Source organism: Deinococcus aquiradiocola, assembly GCF_014646915.1.
Classification (GTDB): domain Bacteria; phylum Deinococcota; class Deinococci; order Deinococcales; family Deinococcaceae; genus Deinococcus; species Deinococcus aquiradiocola.
This window is the reverse complement of sequence record NZ_BMOE01000007.1, coordinates 58,006-80,146: the sequence shown is the minus strand read 5'-3', so window position 1 is coordinate 80,146 and position 22,141 is coordinate 58,006. Positions and strand designations below refer to the sequence as shown.

20 protein-coding genes and 1 pseudogene are annotated in these 22,141 nt (G+C 56.5%); 7 read left to right on the top strand and 14 right to left on the bottom strand.

Features of this window, described 5'->3' with window-relative positions:
- Positions 1-249: 249 nt before the first annotated feature.
- A complete protein-coding gene (locus IEY33_RS19565) occupies positions 250-510 on the bottom strand; it encodes a helix-turn-helix domain-containing protein (RefSeq protein WP_188963409.1) in 261 nt (86 codons plus the stop codon).
- A gap of 236 nt (positions 511-746) precedes the next feature.
- On the opposite strand from IEY33_RS19565, the gene IEY33_RS11425 reads away from it, so the two are divergent.
- Positions 747-1,322 carry a hypothetical protein gene (locus tag IEY33_RS11425; protein ID WP_188963408.1) on the top strand — a complete coding sequence of 192 codons (576 nt, stop codon included), beginning with the start codon at positions 747-749 and terminating at the stop codon, positions 1,320-1,322.
- Positions 1,323-1,533: 211 nt separating this feature from the next.
- On the opposite strand, the gene IEY33_RS11420 is transcribed toward IEY33_RS11425, so the two are convergent.
- The 10 genes and pseudogenes from IEY33_RS11420 to IEY33_RS11375 form a co-directional block, all read right to left on the bottom strand.
- Positions 1,534-2,865 carry an exopolysaccharide biosynthesis polyprenyl glycosylphosphotransferase gene (locus IEY33_RS11420; RefSeq protein WP_229670959.1) on the bottom strand — a complete coding sequence of 444 codons (1,332 nt, stop codon included), beginning with the start codon at positions 2,863-2,865 and terminating at the stop codon, positions 1,534-1,536.
- Between the two features lie 140 nt (positions 2,866-3,005).
- A complete protein-coding gene (locus tag IEY33_RS11415) occupies positions 3,006-4,304 on the bottom strand; it encodes a hypothetical protein (RefSeq protein WP_188963406.1) in 1,299 nt (432 codons plus the stop codon).
- The gene (locus tag IEY33_RS11410; protein WP_188963405.1) at positions 4,301-5,470 is read right to left on the bottom strand and encodes a glycosyltransferase family 4 protein; all 1,170 of its coding nucleotides are present in this window, start codon (positions 5,468-5,470) and stop codon (positions 4,301-4,303) included. The genes IEY33_RS11415 and IEY33_RS11410 overlap by 4 nt, the downstream gene beginning before the upstream one ends.
- A complete protein-coding gene (locus tag IEY33_RS11405) occupies positions 5,467-6,471 on the bottom strand; it encodes a glycosyltransferase family 4 protein (RefSeq protein ID WP_188963404.1) in 1,005 nt (334 codons plus the stop codon). Before IEY33_RS11405 ends, IEY33_RS11410 begins: the two co-directional genes overlap by 4 nt.
- Positions 6,452-7,627 (bottom strand): glycosyltransferase family 4 protein, encoded by a 1,176-nt coding sequence (locus IEY33_RS11400; protein WP_188963403.1) that lies wholly within the window; start codon positions 7,625-7,627, stop codon positions 6,452-6,454. Before IEY33_RS11400 ends, IEY33_RS11405 begins: the two co-directional genes overlap by 20 nt.
- Positions 7,624-8,631 carry a glycosyltransferase gene (locus IEY33_RS11395; protein WP_188963402.1) on the bottom strand — a complete coding sequence of 336 codons (1,008 nt, stop codon included), beginning with the start codon at positions 8,629-8,631 and terminating at the stop codon, positions 7,624-7,626. Before IEY33_RS11395 ends, IEY33_RS11400 begins: the two co-directional genes overlap by 4 nt.
- Positions 8,615-9,805, bottom strand: coding sequence for an oligosaccharide flippase family protein (locus IEY33_RS11390; protein ID WP_188963401.1), 1,191 nt, complete (start codon positions 9,803-9,805; stop codon positions 8,615-8,617). Before IEY33_RS11390 ends, IEY33_RS11395 begins: the two co-directional genes overlap by 17 nt.
- On the bottom strand, positions 9,805-10,731 hold the full coding sequence (locus IEY33_RS11385) for an NAD-dependent epimerase/dehydratase family protein (RefSeq protein ID WP_188963400.1): 927 nt from the start codon (positions 10,729-10,731) through the stop codon (positions 9,805-9,807). Before IEY33_RS11385 ends, IEY33_RS11390 begins: the two co-directional genes overlap by 1 nt.
- A pseudogene (locus tag IEY33_RS11380) lies at positions 10,728-12,131 on the bottom strand (UDP-glucose dehydrogenase family protein); the annotation flags it as partial. The gene IEY33_RS11385 and the pseudogene IEY33_RS11380, both read right to left, overlap by 4 nt.
- A gap of 283 nt (positions 12,132-12,414) precedes the next feature.
- Positions 12,415-14,046: a polysaccharide biosynthesis tyrosine autokinase gene (locus tag IEY33_RS11375; RefSeq protein ID WP_188963398.1), complete on the bottom strand. Its 1,632-nt coding sequence runs from the start codon at positions 14,044-14,046 to the stop codon at positions 12,415-12,417.
- 188 nt (positions 14,047-14,234) lie between these two features.
- Between IEY33_RS11375 and IEY33_RS11370 the strand changes: the two genes are divergently transcribed.
- Positions 14,235-14,504, top strand: a complete 270-nt coding sequence (locus tag IEY33_RS11370) for a hypothetical protein (RefSeq protein WP_188963397.1) — start codon at positions 14,235-14,237, stop codon at positions 14,502-14,504.
- A 30-nt stretch (positions 14,505-14,534) separates the two neighbouring features.
- On the opposite strand, the gene IEY33_RS11365 is transcribed toward IEY33_RS11370, so the two are convergent.
- Both IEY33_RS11365 and IEY33_RS11360 read right to left on the bottom strand, forming a co-directional pair.
- The gene (locus IEY33_RS11365) at positions 14,535-14,807 is read right to left on the bottom strand and encodes a hypothetical protein (protein ID WP_188963396.1); all 273 of its coding nucleotides are present in this window, start codon (positions 14,805-14,807) and stop codon (positions 14,535-14,537) included.
- A gap of 96 nt (positions 14,808-14,903) precedes the next feature.
- On the bottom strand, positions 14,904-15,680 hold the full coding sequence (locus tag IEY33_RS11360; RefSeq protein WP_188963395.1) for a sensor histidine kinase: 777 nt from the start codon (positions 15,678-15,680) through the stop codon (positions 14,904-14,906).
- A gap of 335 nt (positions 15,681-16,015) precedes the next feature.
- Here IEY33_RS11360 and IEY33_RS11355 point away from each other — a divergent pair, with 335 nt between their 5' ends.
- The 5 genes from IEY33_RS11355 (at position 16,016) to IEY33_RS11335 (ending at position 21,126) form a co-directional block, all read left to right on the top strand.
- Positions 16,016-16,498, top strand: a complete 483-nt coding sequence (locus tag IEY33_RS11355) for a Csu type fimbrial protein (RefSeq protein ID WP_188963394.1) — start codon at positions 16,016-16,018, stop codon at positions 16,496-16,498.
- A 111-nt stretch (positions 16,499-16,609) separates the two neighbouring features.
- Positions 16,610-17,056 (top strand): spore coat protein U domain-containing protein, encoded by a 447-nt coding sequence (locus IEY33_RS11350; protein WP_188963393.1) that lies wholly within the window; start codon positions 16,610-16,612, stop codon positions 17,054-17,056.
- A gap of 19 nt (positions 17,057-17,075) precedes the next feature.
- The gene (locus IEY33_RS11345; protein WP_229670967.1) at positions 17,076-17,732 is read left to right on the top strand and encodes a fimbrial biogenesis chaperone; all 657 of its coding nucleotides are present in this window, start codon (positions 17,076-17,078) and stop codon (positions 17,730-17,732) included.
- 1 nt (position 17,733) lies between these two features.
- Complete coding sequence (locus tag IEY33_RS11340; protein ID WP_188963391.1) at positions 17,734-19,980, top strand: hypothetical protein; 2,247 nt, start codon at positions 17,734-17,736, stop codon at positions 19,978-19,980.
- Between the two features lie 330 nt (positions 19,981-20,310).
- Complete coding sequence (locus IEY33_RS11335; protein ID WP_188963390.1) at positions 20,311-21,126, top strand: glycoside hydrolase family 16 protein; 816 nt, start codon at positions 20,311-20,313, stop codon at positions 21,124-21,126.
- 346 nt (positions 21,127-21,472) lie between these two features.
- Here the strand turns inward: IEY33_RS11335 and IEY33_RS11330 are convergent, their stop codons facing one another.
- On the bottom strand, positions 21,473-21,934 hold the full coding sequence (locus IEY33_RS11330) for a helix-turn-helix domain-containing protein (protein WP_229670958.1): 462 nt from the start codon (positions 21,932-21,934) through the stop codon (positions 21,473-21,475).
- Between the last annotated feature and the right edge of the window lie 207 nt (positions 21,935-22,141).

Genomic DNA, 22,141 nt, shown 5'->3' with positions numbered 1-22,141 from the left:
CGGCTCGGAGTTTCTGCGGAACGTGTGGCGGTGGGATCTGAAGGAGAAAGCGGAGGTGATCGGGGTCATGATGAGCCCTTTTTTAGCTCCTGGAGCAGCTTGAGTTGAAGTTGTCCTCTACAGAGTTAATCACCAGACAAACGCACGAAAATGGATGATGAGAGGCATCTTCGTGCGTTCAATTTTTACTTTCCGAGCTCAAATTGCGATCTGTACATATTTTTTTCTCGTATCATTTTGCTTTACTCATTAATGAGATTCGCTTCCTACACTGTCCAGCAACTGCGAAGGTGTGATTTTAAATGCTTTGGCGATCTTTACTAAAGTCGTTAGTTGAATATCCACTATCCCAGATTCAATTTTATGCGGATATGAACGGCCGAGTTGCGTCATCTGTGCGAACACGTCTTGGCTCCATCCACGGTCCTCGCGCAATCGCCTTATCCTGAGCCCAAGCTGGAGCCGAATGTCCACGGACCCGATACTTTCCCCCTGGTGCGTGTCGGCCATAGAGGGAGGATGGAGATTTTTTCTCGAACGATGTCCTCTTATATGGTGACCCCATTAAAGGTGATATGGTGATAAGGGCGGGATTCGGGAGTAGGACTTGTGGGCTCAGGCAAGCACCTGGGGCTATTCCTCGGCACACCCAAAACCCCAACCTCGGGAACGGACGAGCCTATCCAAAGATCGGTGGTGTTGTTGTGAAGAAGTCGACAGATTTATTTTGTTAACAAGGAGGATATATGGCAGGTGGCTTCAGCGGATATCAAGATTTTGGTCAGCATACTTCCATAGAGGACATAAAACGATTCAAAAAATATATTTATATTTCCAGGAAGTGTGCTGAGGCAATGGCGGCAGCCGTCAAAGAGAAACCGCTTGAAATCAATCCCGCGATGATTTTCGGTCAGTCAATGCCCGACGGAAGCCTGAAGATCACCGATTTCGTCTCCGGGTGTCCCGCTGTCCAGATGATCACCGCACGTCCCCCGCACGAACACATGTTTGAGGATGCACAGCGTTGGTACGAAGGCGCGCGCCACGTGATGAGGGAACGATTTTCCGCCGTTCAGGTCGGATGGTGGATTCACAGTCACCACCCCGTCTTCGACTGGGCGGATGTCAGGGAATACGAACAGCACGACTTCCTCGAACACCCCTATTACTCGTTGGAATTTGGTGCGGGTACGACCGAGCCTCCCATCGCCATCTTGAAATCGATTGAAACGGGCGGTCGCCTGCTCAGGGTCGCCCACCTGTTCAATCCAAGAACAGGCCGCTACGAAGCGGTGACGATCGGCGGTCAGATTGACGATTAGCAAGCTGGTACACGGCGAGTAAGCTGAATGGAAGCGGGCGGAGGGAGGCGGCTCTATGCCCCTCCCTCTTCTCATGCTGTGCGGAGTGTGCTGCCCTGGCCTCGCAGGCTGGCGCCCACAGGTACGGAACTCTTCGGCTGCAGCACCTGGGCACTTTGGCGCCACTCAGTGAGCGGCAGCTGCACCTGGATGCAGCCTCCAGGGGATACGTTCAGTACGCCCCGGAGCCGTACACGACCACACGGACTGTTTTGAGCAGCACCACGATATCGAGCCACACGGACCAGTTCTGCACGTAGTACGGGTCCCATCTTTCCATGCCTATATTTCCTGAGTCGGAGCGGCCCGACACCTGCCACAGGCCGGTCATGCCGGGCCGGACGCTGGCCCGCAGGTCCTGCACCTCACGCGGCAACTGCTCCTGATGATAGGCGGGCAGTGGGCGTGGGCCGATCAGGCTCATTTCACGCCGCAGCACATTCACCAGTTGTGGCAGCTCATCCAGGCTGGTCTTGCGCAGGAAGGCCCCCACCCGCGTGATGCGCGGATCGACACGCAGCTTGAAGTTCGCTTCCCACTCTGCCCGCAGGGCAGGATCCTCCGCTAAGCGGCGCTTCAGAACATCCTCGGCGTTCGGAAGCATGGTGCGAAACTTCCAGGTGTTGAAGATCCGGCCGTTCTTCCCGATGCGCGGCTGCAGGAAGAGCGGGTTCGCCCGGTCCTCCAGCCAGATCAGCAGACCGATCAACAGGCAGAGCAGGCCCCAGAACGGCAGGCTGAGCAGCACCAGCAGCAGTTCAGTGCCCAGCTTCAGGGCGCGCGACACCGGGTCCCGGAGGTTCTGGCTGATCTCCAGGCCGAGCACGCCGTTCAGGTCACGGCTCTGGGCCCACAGCGACGGGATGTTGAAGAGGTCCGGCACGATGACCACATGCCGATACTGCCGCAGCGGCCCGGCCAGCAGAGTACGCAGGCGCGCGGTCGGCAGGCCCGGCATGGCCACGATCGCCACGGGAATGCCGGACCGGTCGGCGTTCAACCCACCAACGACAGGCAGACCAAGAACTGTGCCGTTCACGAGATCAGGCGCATCGTCGAACACCACAGTTGGTATAAAGCCGTACCCCTGCTCGGCCCGGAGTGCCTTGATGACCGTTCGGCCGGTCTCCGCACCGCCGTAGATAGCCACCGGAATGCCCCAGTCTCCCCTGGCGATCAGTGCCTTGCGCACCAGGAAGTGAGAGAGGATCAGCGCGAACCACGCGCCTACCACCGTGAAGATAAGCATCCCGAGCTGCAGGAAGCCCCGAAACTCCGTCAGTTGCAGCAGCATAGCCAGCGCACCCGCGAGGGTCAGCGCGTAACTGAGTCGCCGTACCTCCTGCAGCAACCCCATCCCCCACCCCGGGTACATTTTCGACAGCGCCAGGGTCAGAAGAGTCAAGGTGACGAAGCCCGGCATCCAGCGTTCGATGGTGACATAGCCGTGCATCAGTCTCGTTCCGCCCGCCACCACCGCCAGCACCAGCAGCAGCGCAAGCACGTCCGCCAGCACAAGCAGTAGCGCATTCATCACCTTGCGACGCAGGTAGCGACTCCGGCGGTCCGCGTTCCCCAAGTGTGCTATTTTGCTATTTTTATTGTTTCTTTGCGTATTTTTTGACACTATGTCTCACTCTCCTTTCATTTTCTGCGTATAATTCCTATATATACAGATAAGGCACAGTGAAAGACAGCGATCAATATAATAATTACAGTTTCTCTTTTCGCTATATAAACATTTTCCGCCCCCCACCATGCAAATATACTTAAGACTATCCATGGGTAGAGAGCTATTCCCAGAAATGATTTTTGCATATAGTTTTTCCAGGCATAACCTGACAAAATCCCGTACAATAAAAAATATACGGGGTAATAGAATCCAAAGTCGGAATATACTATTCCGAAAATTGTGAACCAATTGAAGGCAGGATTTAAACCGGTTGTAGAGACTGATGAGAACGACTCTATCCAAGCATCAGTTCCGACCACAGGCTCCGACAGACCTATCAAGTCTCCTATTTTTAAAAAGGAAAACTGATTAGAAAAAGGTGGACTCAAAATATTTAATAAAGAATTGTACATCGTACCTTGGTTAGGTATAACTAAGCTGTTACTTAGAACTAAGGCCAGCCTATTATAAGCAGACGCAAAATAGCCAACTATTAAATACATGATTGATTCTAGAGGGCTTTTGGCTTCGTCGATCATTGATCTACGAACAGAAATAGCTAGAAATATACTAATAGATATAATTGCAACAAAAGCAGCGATTTTTATTATTTTTTTCCAATCAAATTCTACCTTACTAGATATGACAGATATGTATGACATCAATATAGCAACAAATATCTCAAATATTGCCCCACGCCCCTGAAGTATTAAAGCCTCTACAAGATATGAGATGGTGATTATAACAGTTGAAGCGACAAGTATTATTCCCTTATAACTTTTAAATGAAACGGCTCGCTTAAATATATTTAACCAACCCAAACATATCATAGAGAAACTAAATCCTTTTACCCAACCCAGACTACTATTTTGAAATACTGACGAAACTGTTGATCGGAGAAAAAATTGTCTGTTTGTAAAATCACCAAAGATCGCCTCATTAACAAACGAAAGCGAAAGATTACTAACCATATCCTTTAGCCTTAATATAGCCAAAGCCGCGCTTATAAGAGTAAGAATATCTATCGCAATCTCTTCGCTCCCAATTATAGGAAATTGCTTAAATCTATATGCCAATCTACAACCTAAAATAAAGCTCAATAAGCATACTAGAACCATAAAGTAGAGTCTAAAGTTTAGGAAAGAATAATTCTCCTCATTTAAAAGATATTTATAGTAACTTGGCGGGATTAATGTCGATAGAAAGCCCATAAAAACAACAATTGTCCCAAGAATAGATGGGCTTACGGTCTTTAAATAATTTTTATTCATGATATAAATTTGCTGATTTCACTAATCGTTCTGTTGGCGATTTTATCCCATGTATAATTACTCATAACTTTATCATAACCATTTTTAACTACTGTTGTCAGATCATTCTCTATAGAATTTTTGATAGCGTCTGCCAGTGCTTGTGGATCTTTACACGGTACCAATATGCCGTCAATATGTGAATTTATCAATTCTGGCATGCCACCAACATCTGTTGAAATAACTAAACATCCTGATGCCATAGCTTCCAAAGCAGATAGGCTAACTGCTTCCATTAGTGAAGGAATGATTACGATGTCAGATTTTTTGTATTGTTTAGCCATATCTTCTATATTAATATTGCCGAGATAGTGTATTTTGATTTTTTCTACTCTCTCAAGTATACTATCAACTTCTTCTTTGTATAGAGGATACACATCGTAATCATTTCCAGCGAAATATACTTCAATACTGCCAGCAATATCCAATTTGTCAAGTAACAATAAACTCTCTGCAAAATATTTAATTCCCTTCGTGGGCGCCCACCTTCTAGGACAAAAAATTTTTTTGGTAGACCCTCCCGTGGCCTGGCTTTTGTCAAAATAATTTTCTCTGAAACCAAAAATTTTCATATCAACGCCATTATGTATACTAACCGCTTTACTTAAATTAGGGGTCAATTCTTTACTAGGACCGATAATTAATTTGTAGTGTGAGAATAAATATTTTTCTATAGTCCCAAAAAATGGGATTTTACGGAGAAGTAAATATTCCCCTGTATGATTTGTTAAAATTACTGGAACCGCTTTAGAGATCTGCCGAGTGGACAACCAATTTGACGAAAAATCGTGCTGCCATACTAGATCCGGCGATCTTAACATTATTTCCCCAGAAATCAGTTTACTTCTTGACAGGAATAAGACTTTTGATAAGAAACCGCGTGCGAATGGAATTCTTTTTATAATTGGGTGGTTCATAACTTTGGGACGCTTACCAACATTTATATAATTTATTTTTATCTCATCATAAATCATGCAATTACCGATATAGTCTTCTTCCCAAACAGGCTTAAATATCTCTACCATATGGCCCATCTTTTTTAGCTCTTCAGACATAAATTTGATATGATTCTCTACCCCACCGATAGAATCACCGAAAACTAAATATGATAACATCGCTATTTTCATTTATTTCCTTCAATTATTTTAAAAGTTGACGCGGCGCATCTTTCCCACGTAAAACTTTTTACCGCTGCCGAAGCCAAACGAGATTTAACCTTATATGAGTCAGAATTTTCAATTCTATCACGAACACTTTCCACAATATCTTCTACTTTCCTCATATCTATAAATTCTACTCCATTCAATCCAAGATCTTCGGCCGCCGTCCCAGAGCATGCAAGAGTTGGGCATCCACAAGCAAGAGCCTCTAAAATTGGAAGTCCAAAACCTTCATATATTGAAGGATAGACAAATAAAAGTGCATTAGAGTATAGTTTTGCGAGTTCTTTGTCGCTTATCTGACTTTTAAATACAATACTTGAGTCATTTACTCTTTGAAAAGTAGAGTTTGTCGCACTGCTATCTGCACCTACAATAATTAGGTCGATGTCTCTAAAATCACTCTTCAAAATTTTCCATGCTCTTAGAAGCGATTCAAGATTTTTTTGAGGCGAAAAAGACCCTACGGACAAAATGTATGGTTTTTCATGAGGATTGCATCCATCTAACAGATTGAAGAAGACATCTCCGATGCCATTAGGCACTACAGCGATCTTATCTTCGCTAATTTTGCAATAATGGGCTATTCGAGATTTTGAAAATTCAGAGACAGTTAAAATTTTTTCGCAATTTTTAGCAACTTTCGGAGTCATAAATGAATAATATTGCCTATATTTCTTATTAAACCAAGATGGATTTTCAAAAAATGCTACGTCATGTATGGTTATTATGTGATCTTTGCGTTTTATAATAGGTCCTGAATTAGCCGGGCTCCAAAGAGATTTATTTTTCGCGTGCCTCAGTATCTCAACTTGATCCCAATAATGCCCGCGCACACCATGTAAATTTTCTGATGGAGTTACAATTTCAAGACTTGATCCAAGGATCTTACAAATCTCATAAGTGTATCTCCATACACCATTTTTTCTTCCATTTAAGACTCTGCCATTAACTACGGTATTTTTCATTTATCCTCTCTATGAGGGAGATATATTTATTAGCACTTTTTTCAACACTAAATATATCTTCCAAATTACTCACACGTTTCTTTGAAGATACTCTTAACTCATCAAACCTGAGTAGTGAATCACCCATGGCTTTTATCAAATCACTTTGGGAACCGTCAAATTCTAAACCTATAACGCCTAATTTTAACAGTTCTCTCGAAGCTCCATTTTTACTTACTATCACCGGGATCCCTCGTAAAGACGCCTCGATTATTACACGACCAAAAGGCTCGTCCCACAAAGATGGAACAACCAGCATATCAATTTCCTTGTAAAAATCCTCTTTCTCTATATAACCAAGAAATGAAATGTTTTCGTATTTGTAAGACCTGTATTTATCGCCGTTATTCCCAGCTACCGTTAGCTCAATGCTTTGTTTGATTTTCGAAAGCTCTATAAAAGATTCAATAAGCAGATTTAAGCCTTTCTCAGGCGAATCGCGTCCTATGAAACCAAAATTAAGATTTTTCTCAGGATCGCGAATATAGAACAACTCTGTATGATTTTTTGAAATACCATTGTAGACTATAGAAATTCTGCCAAATCCTTCCGACTGGAATATATCGGCCATAGATTGGCTAATCGAAGTAATTGAATCGTAAAGTTTAAGACTCATTCTCTTTGGAGTATTAGCAACCAAACATTCTTTACAAGTTATCTCGCATTTAGAACCATTTTTGAAACGAGTTCCCGATAAGCATATATCATAGTAATCTCTCAGGGTTTTTATAGATTTTATGCCCAAGATTTTTGAAACAATAGGAATAAATATTGAAAATCCCGCCGTGTTGTTTGCATGAATAATGTCCGGACGGATTGCATTTACTATCCTCATTACAGAAAAAAACTGTAATAAATTAAAATTTTCCACTAAATGCCATATATATCTTATTTTCCTATCATATTTTTTAGAATCAATAGACCAGTACAAGTTATTATGAGGAATAGTATAGCATTTAATACCCTCGTAATCGTATTTCTCATGTTTTTTACCAATACTTACGATAAACACTTCATGACCGAGATTCTCATACTGAATAGCTAATTCTTTTACTGATATCTCAGCGCCTCCAATTTCATTCGGATAAAATAGTGTATTAAAAATCAGTATTTTCATTGCATGATCCCCAATTTTCCTCTCTCGCCAAGAGAAACTAACCTGCCTATCTCAATAAATCTTCCCAGCCTCCTATATTTTAAACAGAATATCAACAATATAATCATATAAATATTTTTATTAATGATATAAGTCATACTATTTTTTGGTCGGAGATTTCTATCGATATAACAGTTGTTTCTCACGGAATAATTAACGTTTTCGACTGGTGTTGAAAGAATGATTTTCGAAAAGCGGTCAATATCTGCTTTCTCTAAATGATAAGATGCGTCTAAATCGATAACTCTACTCGATTTAACTATAAAGAATCTAAAATTATATTTACCTGCCAAAACACAGAATGCGGTGTCATCGGCGTAAAGATAAAATTCCTTAGGTGGTAGAATATTATTATCGAGTACAGCACGCGGTATGAGCATTCCACCCCAAGGCACTTGAGGTACACATATCCAATTCACGTCGTTACTTTTACCAAAATTTCCTATTCTTTTGTTAAAAAATCTTTTCGTAGTGGGAAAAATAGTCCATATGGAAATTCCCAAAAAAGAGGAATTTTTTGGATACATAATTTCGATAGGGATGCCGCTTTCTAATTTTCCGAAAATATTAAATTCTGTGCGATTTGAGCAAACAATAGCCACTTCACTTAAACCATTTGCAAAATTAATTAATTCATCCAATGCATTTTTTTCTGCAAAATTATCATCATCCAAAATCCAAACTAATTCTTTGCCACTTTCAAATTTGAAAGCTTCCAAGGCACTAGTAAAGCCGCCAGCAGATCCTAGATTGCTTTTCAAAATAACAGGTGTCAATCTAATTTTGTTTTTGAATCTATCGGAAATGTAATCATAAACATGATCGTCGCATCCATTAAAAACACATATAATTTCGCTTACTCCGTTATCGATGAATGATTGAATCGTTTTTTCGAGAAGATTAGCTCTATTACCGTAAGTAACAACAGCACCACAAACATCGTTTACGCTAAGCATCTTTTTCATACCATCCCCTAATTATAAAGCCAACAGTCAAAATAAAAAGAGAGAATTCACCTAAAAGAAGCCCAAGACCGAATAGGCCACTTCTTGCGATCTTAATCTGGTATAATATTGTTATAAGGTTAATAATAGCGGCAGTGATAACGAAATGCGTAAATTCTTTTTCTCTTTTTACTAAAACCATCCATCTTAATCCAACAAATCCATTACATACAGCAAAAGGAATGACAACACACAAAATATGGAGGTTAGCGGCAAAGCCCTCAGGAGAGCTTTTGAAAATAAAGTTAGCTATCATGCTCGTAGAAAAATAAAGAGCGATGCCCATAATTGATCCACATAAGAAAAGCATTGCAGCATCTCGTAATAATATTCTTTCCACTTCTAATCCAGAAGTCTTTAGAGCTAGTTTAATTCTGATTATTCTTTGATTATAAACTGGCGTGGCTATGCCAGATGATGCTCTGAATATTCTTTCAGCGGCACCAAAACCAGCGATAAGGTGTGGAGCAAGAAACCAGCTTAAAATAACCGTATTCGCATTAACGTAGCTATTTATAATCAACCGAGTGAGCAAAGAAGAAGGCTGTATTGTCTTGAAACCCTTACTTACAATGCTCAAATTCCTAAAATTGTATAACTCGGGGTGGAAAAAAAATAGATAAATATGGGATGCCATTGTTCCCATAATGAAAAAAATTATGGCCATCGTATAGGATTCAATGTACTTCTTAAAAAAGAAATATAAAAATAATATGAGCAACTTGCCCAAAATTTCTGATTTATAAAATACATCCATCTTATTTAGTGTTTGAAAATACCAAAGATTAGAGAATCCAAGTAAACACGATAGTATGAAAACCAGACAAAGGTCAATAAAATCAAAGCGAAAACAGATAGCGTAGATCGAAAGGGTAAAAAAAGAAAGTAAAGAGCCGATAACTCTATTTATTTTCATCTTAGAAAGACTCATACTTATTGATTCTAAATTGCTGTTAGCAAAACCAGAAATACTATATCCAAAATCAACAATAATTGAAACCAAGGTTGAAAGCGAAATAAAAGAAAAGTATATACCTATGTCATTTTTCGACAACTCTTTACCTATTATAGGCATCGAAACAATAGGCACCAAAATAGTAATTAAATATGACACAATACCAATGGAAAGATTCATTATTTAACGTAAAACTGAATCATATTCTTTAGACCCGACTCTAAAGAAACAAAGTTGTGTTTACCAATAGAAGAATTCCTTAATTTATTGTCAGGCTTCCTCACTTTTGGATCGTCTCCGAGAGGTTCCTCAAAGCAAAAGCCAATACTATGAGAATTTAAAGAATTAAAAACATTGACTAATTGCAAAATATCAAATTCGTGCTCACTGCCAAGATTTATCACGGGTATTCTGGGTGAATTCATTACATGGAATATTGACTCAATGAGATCCGCGATATATTGAAAGCTTCTAGTTTGACCTCCATCGCCAAATATCTTAAAATCCGTCTTATTAATTAAAGAATTGATAAGATTAGTCATAACTCTCCCATCATCTAAACGCATGCGGGGGCCGTACGTGTTGAAGATGCGAATGATACGGGTATCGACACCACGGTCGCGGTGGTACGCCATGGTGATCGCCTCGGCATAACGTTTTGCTTCGTCGTAGCAGCTGCGGATGCCGATCGGGTTGACGTTGCCCCAGTACGTTTCCGGCTGCGGGTGCACGAGGGGGTCGCCATACACTTCGCTGGTGCTGGCGAGCATGAACTTCGCCCCATGAGCGTGCGCGAGTTCGAGGGCGTTCTGCGTGCCCTGCGCGCCGACCATCAGGGTCTCGATCGGGAACTGCTGGTAGTGCGGGGGGCTCGCGGGGCTAGCGAAGTGCATCACCCAGTCGAGCGGTGCGCCCACGTAGGGGATGGCGTGGCTGACGTCCGCCTTGATGAACGTGAAGTTCGGGTGCGCGAGGAACAGTTCGGTGTTGCGTTTCTGGCCGCTGATGTAGTTGTCGACACCGGTGACGGTGTGACCTTCGTTCAGGAAGCGTTCGACGAGGTGGCTGCCGATGAAGCCGGCGCTGCCGGTGATGAGGATGTTCAAGCGGTGACTCCGAGGGAAACGGCGAGAGGTTTGGGGAGTTCCTTGCCGATCTGTTCGATGGTGGCGTGGACGGTGAGGGGGTCGCTGATGACGTTGCGGGCGTCGATGATGATGGGCGTCCGCATGCTGAGCGCGAGCGCGTCCCAGTCGAGGGCGCGGTACTCGCTCCATTCGGTGCTGATGATGACGGCGTCCGCCTGGCGTACGGCGGCGTGCGCGCTGGGCGCCTCCTGGTAGGACAGGTAAGCCCATTCGTGGCGTGCGCGCGGCATGGCGACCGGGTCGTGAGCGATCACGGTCGCGCCGAGCTGCGTGAGCCGCTGGATGAAATCGTGTGCGGGCGCGTCACGCAGGTCGTCGGTGTTCGGCTTGAAGGCCATGCCGAGCACCGCGACCCGTTTGCCTTTCAGGAGGCGCAGGTGCTTGCGGAGTTTCTCGAGCACGATGTCGCGCTGGCGGCTGTTGATGTCGATGGCGGCCTGCAGGATCGGCATGTCGTACCCGTACTCCTGGCCGGTGGTGATCAGGGCACTGGTGTCCTTCCCGAAGCAGCTGCCGCCCCACCCGGCACCGGCAGCCAGGAAGCGGTGACCGATGCGGCCGTCGAAGCCGACGCCGGAGACGACCTCGTCGATGTTCGCGCCGACGCGTTCGCACAGTCCGGCGATCTCGTTGGCGTAACTGATCTTGAGGGCCAGGAAGGCGTTCGCGGCGTACTTGATCATCTCGGCGCTGGTAAGGGTCGTCTCGACCACCGCCGGGACCGTGTACTCGGCCGGGCGCGGGGAGTGACCGGGCGCGGTGAAGTTCTGGTGGATCAGGGGCGCGTACAGGTCACGCATGCGCTGCAGGGCCACGCTGTCCCCGCCGAGCACGATGCGGTCCGGGTAGAGGCTGTCGCTGACGGCGGTGCCTTCGCGCAGGAATTCGGGGTTGCTGACCACGAAGTAGCGGTTGTGGTGCTGGGGGTCGGTGGCGTCCTCGATGATGCGGGTGACCCAGTCGCCCGTGCCGATGGGGACGGTACTCTTGTTGACGATGACCTGCACCTTGCCGTTGAGGTTCGCGGCGATGTGACGCGCGGCACTCTCGACGTACCCGAGGTTCGGGCGGCCGTCGGGCAGGGACGGCGTGCCGACGCAGATGAAGATCACGTCCGCGTGCGGGATGGCGCTCGTGTAGTCGCTCGTCCAGGTGAGGCGTTCGGCGTTCTCGGCGAGCATGACGTCGAGGCCCGGCTCGTAGATGGGCAGGTGGCCAAGGTTAAGCTGATCGATCTTGCGTGCGTCCACGTCCAGCCCGGTGACCTGATGGCCGAGCTGTGCGAGCATGATGGCGGTTCCGAGCCCGACGTAGCCGGTGCCGACGACAGTGACGTTTAGCATGCTGCACCCCCGAAGTGTGAATGAGGCTGGCGCCCTTCGATATGAACGCTAGCTGAAAAATGCCTGAAGTGATGCGCTGTTTTAGACATTGAGACCTTCATGGACAAGGGAACGGGGCGTGCTGTCAGGCCAAAGTGATAAATGGCAGGATGAGTTGCGTGAAATCAGATCAAGGGCAGGGTCTGTGACGGCGCAGAAGGGCACAGCCAGACAGAAATGTCAGTCCAGAAAACGGATAGGTCGTGTCGTTCGGTCCGCTGATCCGAGGGCCGGTGTCACCGCGTCATTGACGGGAAGGTCAGAATCTGGGTGCCCCTCCAGGGACCTCGCCGGGGCGTCCGGACGGCTCGCGTGTGGTGTAGCTGTACGCGTAGTAGCCGCGCGTGTCGTTGGTGGTCTTGTTGAGCACGAAGCCCAGGACCGGCGTGCCGGCCACCTGCAGGTTCTGCATGGCGCGCCCCACCTCCGCCTCGCGGGTCTGCCCGGCCTCCACCACGAACAGCAGGCCGTCCGTCATGGACGCGAGCGCCAGCGCGTCCGACACGCTCCCGAGCGGCGGGGTGTCGATGATCACCACGTCGTACCCCTGCGACCAGCGGTCGAGGCGCGCACTGAACCCGGGGTTGTTGATGACGCTCGACGCGTTGCGGTGCGAACCGGCCGGGATCAGGTCAATCTGTTCCGTCACCTTGACTGGCCGCGCGCCCGGCACGTCCGGCTTGCTGACGAGCAGGGCCGGGGCGCCGAGCTGCAGGTTCGGGTCGGCACGCCACAACTGGTGCTGCGTCGCGCGGTACATGTCGGCGTCGATCAACAGCACCTTCAGGCCGCTGCCCGCGAAGGCGTCCGCCAGGATCGCGGTGACGCTGCTCTTGCCTTCACCGGGCCGGGAGCTCGAGACGACGAACCGCCGCTGCTCGCCCGTGTGCGGGGCGTTCATCAGGTTCAGGCGCAGGAAGCCGACCGCCTCGTACAGGTTGCCGCTGCGGGCCGCCTGGATCACGCCGTTCAGCAGGGCACGCTGCCGCAGCGCCGGAAGCTGTGCGAGGACCGGGTACCCGAATTCCATCAGGTCCTCGGGGCCGTTCACGCGGCGGCGCAGGCTGTCCGTCAGCAGCGCGACGCCCGACGCGGCGAACAGCGTCAGCAGCGCGGCGAGCAGCGCGTCCCGGGTGGGTTTCGGGCTGATCGGCGCGTTCGGTTCGTTCGCGTCCGCGACGAGCGAGAGCGGCCCGCTCGCCGCCTGCTCGAACACCGCGACCTGCGCGAGGTTCTGCGTCACCTGGCCGCGCGTGGTGAGCAGCGACTGGCGATCGACGCTGCCCGGCAGGGTGGCCGCGATGCGCGCGTCGAGGTCGCGCAGCTGCGCTTCGAGGCTCCCCCTGGCACGTTTCACGCCGGTCTGCGCGCGGGCGGTGTCCCAGGCGAGCAGCGCGTGCACGGCCGCGTCCGCCAGCACCTGCGCGGCCCGCGGGGATTCGGCGGTGCTGCTGATCTCGTACACGCCGCGCTGCTGCGGATCGAGTTTCGCCTTCACCGAGACGCGCTTGAACTTCTGTGACGCGATCTCACGGGTCAGGTCCGACTCGATGTGGGCGATCAGTCCGGCGTCGAGCCCGGAGACCTGCAGGCGTTTGGAGATGTCGTCCACCACGCTGCGGCTGTGGATCGCCTCGTCCACCGCGCCCTGCGGAAGCGGCGGGGCCGTCACGAGGGTGTTGTTGATCAATGTGTTCTGACTCGCGTCCTGCGCCGCGAGGACGCTGCTGACGGAGGCGTACATCTTCGGTTGCTGTCGGCTGAGCGCGTACGTCGCGCCACCGACGAGCAGGGTCGCCCCGACGATCGGGAGGGCCGCCCGCTTGAGGGTGCTGAAGACCTGACGCAGATCGATCTCGTCAGGACGGACAGGAGGGACAGGAGTCTGCATAGGGAGGCCTTTCGCGCAGTGTCGGCAGTGAGAACCCACACTGAAAACCGCGGATGAACCGAGTATAGGGGAAATGGAAAGGCCAGACGCCTTGACACTCAGTGATTCTCATCCGAATGTCTGAACATTCACATGTTCAGCGTTCAGCGTCCCGGACAGATACCGGCCGTCCGGGTGCAGGATTTCTCATGGCGCGAACAGGCACGCCGCCCGCACCATCGGAGCAGATGGTGATTCGCCTCTTCAGACGCAGGACGCCGCAGGAACGGTTCGACCGTGCCGCGCACGCCTTCCGTACCGTCCTCGCCGACGAGGGCTGCCCACGCCCGCCGGCCCACGCCTGGCAGGCCTACCAGGACGGCACGGCCGCCAGGAACGACCAGGACCTCCTCGCAGCCGCCGCGCACCTCGAACGCGAAGTCAGGCGCCTTCACAGCATGATCGACACCCTCTGGTGAACGGGAACGGCGCGCCCCGGACCGCACACCTCACGCGGACTCCGCGGCGTCCCCCCCGCACCGCCCCTCCCGGTCCTCACGCGGCCCGAGCACCTGCGGCGCACTGGCTGTCAACGCCACGATCCGGTACTCGAACACCGCCGACCGGGCCGACCACACCCCCACTTGCTCCATTTCCCACACCAGCGGCTCACCCCGGTGGAGGACGCACGACTGCATGGCCTCTGAAACACTCGCGGTGTGCGTCAGGTTTCTCAGCAGCAGATTCGCCTCCGGCATCCACAGCTCAACGCGGAACATCATGACCCACGGTACCGGAACCGCCACCTCAGCATTCTTTCACCCGCGCCCATACCGTTCACAGCAACCTGTACGGCCCGGGACACCGCACCACGCGCGTCACCCTGGCCGCATGGCCAGCGTGAAGGTGAACGTCGCGCCGCGCCCGGGCGCACCGTCCGCATGCACGGTCCCGCCGTGCCGCAGCACGATCCGGCGCACCGTCGCGAGGCCCACCCCCGTCCTCTCGAACTCCCGGTCCGTGTGCAGCCGCTTGAACGCCCCGAAGATCTGCTCCCCGTCCTGCGGGTCGAAGCCGACCCCGTTGTCGCGGACGAACACGGCACGCCGCCCGTCACGCCGCTCGCTCCACACCTCGATCACCGCCGGATCACGCGGACGCGTGAACTTCACCGCGTTCCCGAGCAGGTCGCTCAACACCTGCCGCAGCGTCGCGGCGTCCCCCTCCACCGTCGGCAGCGGCGCGAGCCGCCACTCCACCCGGCGGTCCGCCACATCGGGCGCCAGGTCGTCCACCGCCTGACGCAGCAGCGCGTCCAGATCCACCGGTTCCTGACGCAGCGGCAGGCGCGTGCTGCGCGACAGGTGCAGCAGCCCGTCGATCATCGTCGCCATGCGTTCCGCCGCCTGCTCGGCCCGCTCCAGGTGCGCGGCAACCACGGCGTTCGGGGTGTCGACCAGCGCCCGCCTGACGAGTTCCGCGAAGCTCTTGATGTGCCGGACCGGCGTCTTCAGGTCAGGCGACGCGCTGTACGCAAACGCCGCGAGTTCCTCGTTCGCGGCCTGCAGTTCAGCGTTGCTGCGCGTCAGCTGCGCGTTCCGCATCCCGAGTTCCTGCCCGATCGCCCGGCGGGCCGTGTCGTCCCGCGTCGTCACGACCGCGCCCAGGGCCACACCATCCGGCCGTGCAACGCACGGGCTGTAAGAAAGACCGGCATGGCTTGGCGCCCAGGATACCTGATCCGTCCTCCGCTCACCTGATCGGCCCCGCCCGCCACACCGCGCTCCAGACAGCGCCGCGGCCCAGCGTGAACCCCGCCCAGGCATGCCCACGCGACGAGGTCTTCATCTTGCGGATGGTGAGGTCAGCGTAACCGGCCCGTCAGACTCCGGCCCCTATCCTGCATGCAACGCAACAGCTCAAGTCCGACATCATCCGCCCGCCATTCACCGTCACCCCTCCCAGCACACGCCGACCCACAGGAGTCCTCATGTCCCCCATCCGCCGCCTGCTCCCCCTCACCCTCGGCCTGATCACCCTCTGCACGCCCGCCGCGCTGGCCGCGTCGAGCACCGGCACCCTGACCGTCCAGGCCGTCGTCGCCAACAGCTGCACCATCGGCAACGCCACCCTGAACTTCGGCACGTACACGCAGGCCGCAGGCGCCACGTCCGCCGGCACCGTCACCGTGAACTGCTCGCTGCTCACCCCCTACACCCTCACCATGAACAACGGACTGAACTTCGAAAGCACGTCCGGCAAGCGCCGCATGCAGGCCAACGTGGGCGGCACCGACTACTTCATCCCCTACACGCCCGTCATCGCCGGGGCGCTGACGGTGGGAGGCGTCCCCATCCCCCTGGCAGGCACCGGGCTGGACGTACCGTACGCGATCACCGGCATCGCCGACGCCGGAAGCAACGTCCCCGCCGCCACGTACTCCGACACCGTCACCATGACCGTCGGCTTCTGAAGACGGCGGGCGGAAGCCCGGGCGGCGGGGACCGGCTGCAGCGGTCCCCGCCGCCCCGTGTCGGAAGCGTGTCAGGAACCCACTGATAAGGTGAAACCCAGGAGGACTCCCTTGACCGAAGCGGCCAGCCCACACCCGCCGCGCGACCGCACGGCACGCCGCGGTGCACGTCACGTCGCGGGCCTCCTGACCGCCCTGCTGCTGTCGGCGGCCGGCGCGCTCGGCACGTGCACGGTCGGCAGCGCCACCCTGAGCTTCGGCACGTACACCTCCCGGACCGGCGCGTCCGCAAGCGGGGCCCTGACCGTCACCTGCACCGCACTCACCCCCTACAGCCTCACCCTCGACAACGGCATGAACTTCTCCGTCACGCGGCGCATGAAGGCCAGCGTCGCCGGCGGCACCTACTACCTGCCGTACACCGTCACCATCCCCCTGCCGACCGGCGTGGGCAGCGGCAGCGCCGCCTCCGTCGCCGTGACCGGCACCGCGCCCGCCGGAACGAACGTCCCGCCCGGCACGTACCAGGACACCCTGACGCTCACCGTCTCCTTCTGAACCGCACCCCGAGGTCGTGATGAAGCCCCTGCTCTCCCTCGCCCTGACCCTCTGCCTGCTGACCGGACCCGCCGCCGCCCTCGGCGGCGTGTCGGTCAACCCGACCACACTGCTCCTCAAACCCCAGCAGCGCGCCACCGAACTGACCCTCACGAACACCCTGGACGGCCCGGTCACCTTCGACCTCACCCTGCTGACCTGGCGTCAACCGGACGGTCTCGACACGCTGCAGCCCACCCAGGCAGTGGTCGTCGCGCCGAGCAGCGTCACGCTGGCGCCCGGCGCGCAGCAGACCGTCCGCGTCGCGCGGCTCGGCGCCGCCCCCACCCGTGAGGAAGCGTACCGACTCCTCATCACCCAGCGGGCCGCCGCCGCGCCCGGCGTCACCACCCGCCTGCAGCTGAGCCTCCCGCTGTTCGACGGCATCGTTCCCGCCGCCACGGGCGCCCCCGCCGTCACGGCCACCCGCGGCGCGGACGGCCGCGTCACCCTGCACAACGCGGGCCCCGTCCACCTCAAACTGGTGCGGCTGGAGACCCGCACCGCCGAGGGCTGGACACCGCAGCCGCTCACGTACCTGCTCGCCCAGCAGGGCCGGATCCTCGACATGCAGGGCGTGCAGGAACTGCGCTGGACGACGGAGGACGGCAAGACACAGACCTTGACGGTCCCCTGACATGCCGCCCGTCAGGCACCTCCGGACGCACCTCACGCTGCTGTGCCTCCTCCTGCCGGGCCTGGCCGGCGCCGCAGCACCGAACGAAACGCCTGCCTGCCTGGACGCCCGCGCGCCCGATCTCGCCGCCCTGCCCATCACGCCGCTCGACACCCGCGTGAACGACGACGCCGTCGGCATCCTCCTCGTCCGCCTGGACGGCGGGCGGATCCTCGTCCAGGCTGCGGACCTCCCGCTGCTCGGCCCGGACACCGGCCTGCCGGACCACTGCCGGGACGGCGACCTGATCGCCCTGCCCGACCGGCTCCGCCCCGTCATCGACCCCTCGCAGCTCACCCTGCAGCTCACGCGCCCCGCCTCCAGAACCGCCGGAAGTGTCGGCGCCGACCTCACCACAGGCGCGCCCGGCACGACCGCGCCACAGACGGCAGGCGCCATCATCGGCACGACCTTCACCGTCACCGCCGCCGCCGGCACCGTGACCGGCACAGGCCAGTTCACCGTCGACGCCCGCCCCGACGCCCCGCGCACGCCAGGCACCGCCGCGTGGGGGGTGCGCGGCGCCGGCACCCTCGGCCTGACGCGAACTTCCGGCGTCACCCAGCTGCGCGGCCAGCTGCCCTCCGCGTACGCCTACCGCCAGCAGGGCGACACCGAACTGCAGGCCGGGCTGCTGCCCCCGGACGGCCCGCTCGCGCACGGCAGCCTGCTCGGCCTCGGCGTGCAGCGCCGCCCCGGCCTGAACCGCCCCGCCCCGCTGCGGCTCGACAGCGCCACAGCGGGCCGCTACCGGGTGAGCTACGAAGGCGCGACCCTCGCGCAGGGTCCCCTGACGCCCGGCGTCACCGACCTGCCGGATTTCAGCTACCCGCCGGTCCAGGGCACACTCACGGTGGACCTCGAAACCCCGGACGGCACCCTCCTGCGCCGCTTCACCGTCCCCTTCGATCAGCGGCCGCAGCGCAGCGTCGCCGGGCAACTGCAGTACGCGGCCGCCGCCGGACTGCAGCCGGACGGCCCGGCCGTGCGCGGCAGCGTCGCCTACACCGCCAGCGAAGCCCTGCAGCTCGCCGCCGACGCCCTGCTCGGCCCGTCGTCCGGCCTGCACCTCGGCGTGCGCTGGCGGCCCGGCACGGACCGGAACCGCACGGCCGAGCAGGACGTCACGTTCAGCGTGGACGCACTCGCGCAGGACGACAGCACCGCCCGGACGCTCGCACTGAACGCCACCCTCACCCGCAGCGAGCCCTGGGGCAGCTGGAACGTCACCGCCCACACCGGACAGGACCGCGGCCGCTCCGGCGACCTGCAGACCCTGTCCCTGCAGGCCAGCGCCTTCATCACCCACCCGCTGGTGCAGCTGACCGCCACCGCCGAACAGCAGACCCAGGACGGCGACCGCCAGCGCACCCTGCGGCTCGGCGCGGCCGGACCCCTCCCCCGCGCGGCCGGAACGTGGTCGGCCCAGGCCTACACCCGCGATCACACCGACCCCGCCAGCCGTCCACCCTCCGCCGGCGTGTCCGTCCAGGTGGCCCTGAACGTCACCCCCACCCTCACCCTGCAGGGCGGCACGGGCGACGGCACCATCCAGCTGTCCGCCCGCCAGCACACCGTCCTGGACGACTGGACCCTCGACGACACCCTGCAGGTATGGCCCACCCCGCTCGCGACCGCCAGCCTGACCGGCCCCGTCAACGCCACCCTGACCCTCACGGCAGGACCGTCCCCGCAGGCCACCGCCACCGTGAACGGCACGCTCGCCGTCGGCGGCAAGGACGCGCAGACCGTGACGCCCGGCACCCGTCAGGTCATCGAGGTGCGGGTCGGCGCGCCCGGCGTCACCGTCACGCGCGGCACCGACCGCGCCGTGACCGGCAGGAACGGCACGGCCCTGCTGCCCGTCCCGCCGTTCGCGTGGGCGGCCCAGGTGACGGTGGACCTCGAAAGCCTCCCGCTCAGCGTCACCCTCGACCGCACGGCACTGACGGTCCAGCCTGCCCCTGACGCCCTCGTCACCGTGGCCGACTTCACGCCCTACCTGCAGCGCAGCGCCCTGCGGCAGCTTCCCCCCCACGTCCCCGTCGGCGCGGACGCACGCCTCGGCGACCAGCACTTCACCGTGCCCGCCAGCCGATACATCCAGCTGAACGCCAGGAACGGCGACCGCGTCACCGTCACCTGGACGGACGGGCACTGCGAAGCCGTCTGGAGTGGCGACGAGCAGCTCACCTGCGAGGCCCGCTGATACGGTTTTGAGCTGAACTTGTAGAGTTCAGCCGAGCGAAGCGAGCACCAAAAAGTACGGTTGGGAGAAGATGGAAGGGATGTCGGTGCTGTTTCCGGCGTCCCTGGAATCGGATCAAAACCGTATGAGACGGCGCGTTCCGGCGCACGACCCGGCACCGGCACCCAGACGTTCCGCACGTCCGGTAAGCTGATCCGCACGCCGGGTCACCCTGCAGGGCCACCTGCGCCGGCCGACAGGAGCCCACATGCCCCAGCCGTCAAGCGCCCAGCCGTCCAGTGCCCAACCGTCCAGTGCCTTCCCAACCCTCCCAGACGCGCCGCGGTGGACGTGACCGCCACGGCCGCACGGTCCGGGTACGTCCTGACGTTCGAGGACGACTTCCGCGCCCCCCACCTCGACCGTACCCGCTGGCTCCCGTACTACCTGCCGCACTGGGCGGGCCGTGACGTCTCCGCCGCACGCTACGCGCTCCAAGGGCGCGGACTGCACCTGCAGATCACCGAAGAGCAGCGTCCGTGGCACCCCGCCGTCGACGGGGCACTGCGCGTCTCCAGCCTCCAGACCGGCGTTCTCGCCGGGCCGGTCGGCAGCGACGCCGGACAGCACCGCTTCCATCCCGACCTGCGCGTCACCGAACCGCAGCCGGACTCCTGCCTGTACACCCCCCGGTACGGCCTGTTCGAAGTCGCGTTCCGCGCCGACCTCCCGCCCGGCTACCTGGGCGCATTCTGGATGATCGGCGTGGAGCGCCACCCCACCCAGTCCGGCGAGATCTGCATCTGCGAGGTGTTCGGACACGAACGCGACCCGGACGGCTTCCGGGTCCGGTTCGGCGTGAAGGCCATCCACGACCCGGCCCTGACGACCGACATGCATTCGGTGCGGATTCCCGGCCGTTCCGCCGACCTGCACGTGTACAGCGCCGAGTGGACGCCCGAGCACGTCACGTTCCGCGTGGACGACGCGGTGGTCGGGCAGGTGCCGCAGTCGCCGGCGTACCCGATGCAGTTCATGCTCAACATCTACGAGCTCCCGGACCTGCTGCCGGGCGGTGAGCGGCGCGGACCGTGGCCGAAGACGCTGGACGTCGCCTGGGTGCGCGGCTGGCAGCGGGAAGTCCCGCAGGTCCCGGCCCACCCATGAACACCCGGGACGGCCTGCCCACAGCCGGTACGACGGCAGGCGAGGCCGTGCCCACCCGGACACCTGCACGCCTCCCTCCCCGCCGCTCCGGCCCGGACCTCATGCCGCGCCGCCCTCCACTCATCCGGTGTTGATCCGACGACGCGGACGCCGAGCGAAGACCTCCCTTCCTGGACAGAGCAACGCCCATGAACGCCTGCCCGTTTCTTCAGCGCAACACCGGATCATTTGAGCTGAACTTTTGGAGTTCAGCCGAGCGACAAGGGAACCAACAAGTACGGTTCTGATCCGATTCCAGGGATGCCGGGAAAAGCACCGGCATCCCTTCCACCTCCTCAACACCGGATCAGTTCAGCAGCAGGTCCGGTGCGGCGCCGCGCGCCACGGCCAGGTCCTGCCGGGGCGCGCGCCCGAACATTCGGGCGTACTCCCGCGTGAACTGAGACGCGCTCGCGTACCCCACCTGCCGGCTCACCCCGCCCACGTCCGCCCCCGACGTCAGCATCACCCGCCGCGCCTCCTGCAACCGCAGGTGCTTCTGGAACTGCAGCGGGCTGAAGCCCGTCACGGCCTTGAACCGGGCGTGGAACGTCGAACTGCCCAGATGCGTCAGCTCGGCCAGGTGCTCGATGTTCAGCGGCTGATCGAAATGCTGCCGGATCCACCCGATGGCCCGCTCGATCCGCTGGGTGTTCGAGTCCGTCCTGCCCATCTGCGCGATGAGCGGCCCGCACGGACCGAGCAGCAGCCGCAGCAGCATCTCCTCCACGACGAGTGGCGCGATCCACCGGGCTTCCTGCGCCCGCACCGCCGATTTCCTCCTGACACCGCCCGCACAGCGTCCCGGCAGCGGCGCGTACCTGAGGAACGGACCGTGGGTCAGGCGTGTGCCGACATGTCCTGAACGCGAACCGCGGTCACAGGCACAGGACCGAGTGTAGACAGGCCCGGCACGCGATCCTTGCCCAAAACTCTGACCTTTCCGCCCGATCCTCCTGAACGGACTCATGGACCG

What these genes read in the sequence shown, in the direction of transcription:
- IEY33_RS19565 (WP_188963409.1), bottom strand. Translation starts at nt 510, where the DNA reads ATGGCCGACACGCACCAGGGGGAAAGTATCGGGTCCGTGGACATTCGG.
- IEY33_RS11400 (WP_188963403.1), bottom strand. Translation starts at nt 7,627, where the DNA reads ATGAAAATACTGATTTTTAATACACTATTTTATCCGAATGAAATTGGA.
- IEY33_RS11355 (WP_188963394.1), top strand. Translation starts at nt 16,016, where the DNA reads ATGTCCCCCATCCGCCGCCTGCTCCCCCTCACCCTCGGCCTGATCACC.
- IEY33_RS11345 (WP_229670967.1), top strand. Translation starts at nt 17,076, where the DNA reads ATGAAGCCCCTGCTCTCCCTCGCCCTGACCCTCTGCCTGCTGACCGGA.
- IEY33_RS11365 (WP_188963396.1), bottom strand. Translation starts at nt 14,807, where the DNA reads ATGATGTTCCGCGTTGAGCTGTGGATGCCGGAGGCGAATCTGCTGCTG.
- IEY33_RS11370 (WP_188963397.1), top strand. Translation starts at nt 14,235, where the DNA reads ATGGCGCGAACAGGCACGCCGCCCGCACCATCGGAGCAGATGGTGATT.
- IEY33_RS11395 (WP_188963402.1), bottom strand. Translation starts at nt 8,631, where the DNA reads ATGAAAAAGATGCTTAGCGTAAACGATGTTTGTGGTGCTGTTGTTACT.
- IEY33_RS11415 (WP_188963406.1), bottom strand. Translation starts at nt 4,304, where the DNA reads ATGAATAAAAATTATTTAAAGACCGTAAGCCCATCTATTCTTGGGACA.
- IEY33_RS11390 (WP_188963401.1), bottom strand. Translation starts at nt 9,805, where the DNA reads ATGAATCTTTCCATTGGTATTGTGTCATATTTAATTACTATTTTGGTG.
- IEY33_RS11340 (WP_188963391.1), top strand. Translation starts at nt 17,734, where the DNA reads ATGCCGCCCGTCAGGCACCTCCGGACGCACCTCACGCTGCTGTGCCTC.
- IEY33_RS11425 (WP_188963408.1), top strand. Translation starts at nt 747, where the DNA reads ATGGCAGGTGGCTTCAGCGGATATCAAGATTTTGGTCAGCATACTTCC.
- IEY33_RS11375 (WP_188963398.1), bottom strand. Translation starts at nt 14,046, where the DNA reads ATGCAGACTCCTGTCCCTCCTGTCCGTCCTGACGAGATCGATCTGCGT.
- IEY33_RS11405 (WP_188963404.1), bottom strand. Translation starts at nt 6,471, where the DNA reads ATGAAAAATACCGTAGTTAATGGCAGAGTCTTAAATGGAAGAAAAAAT.
- IEY33_RS11410 (WP_188963405.1), bottom strand. Translation starts at nt 5,470, where the DNA reads ATGAAAATAGCGATGTTATCATATTTAGTTTTCGGTGATTCTATCGGT.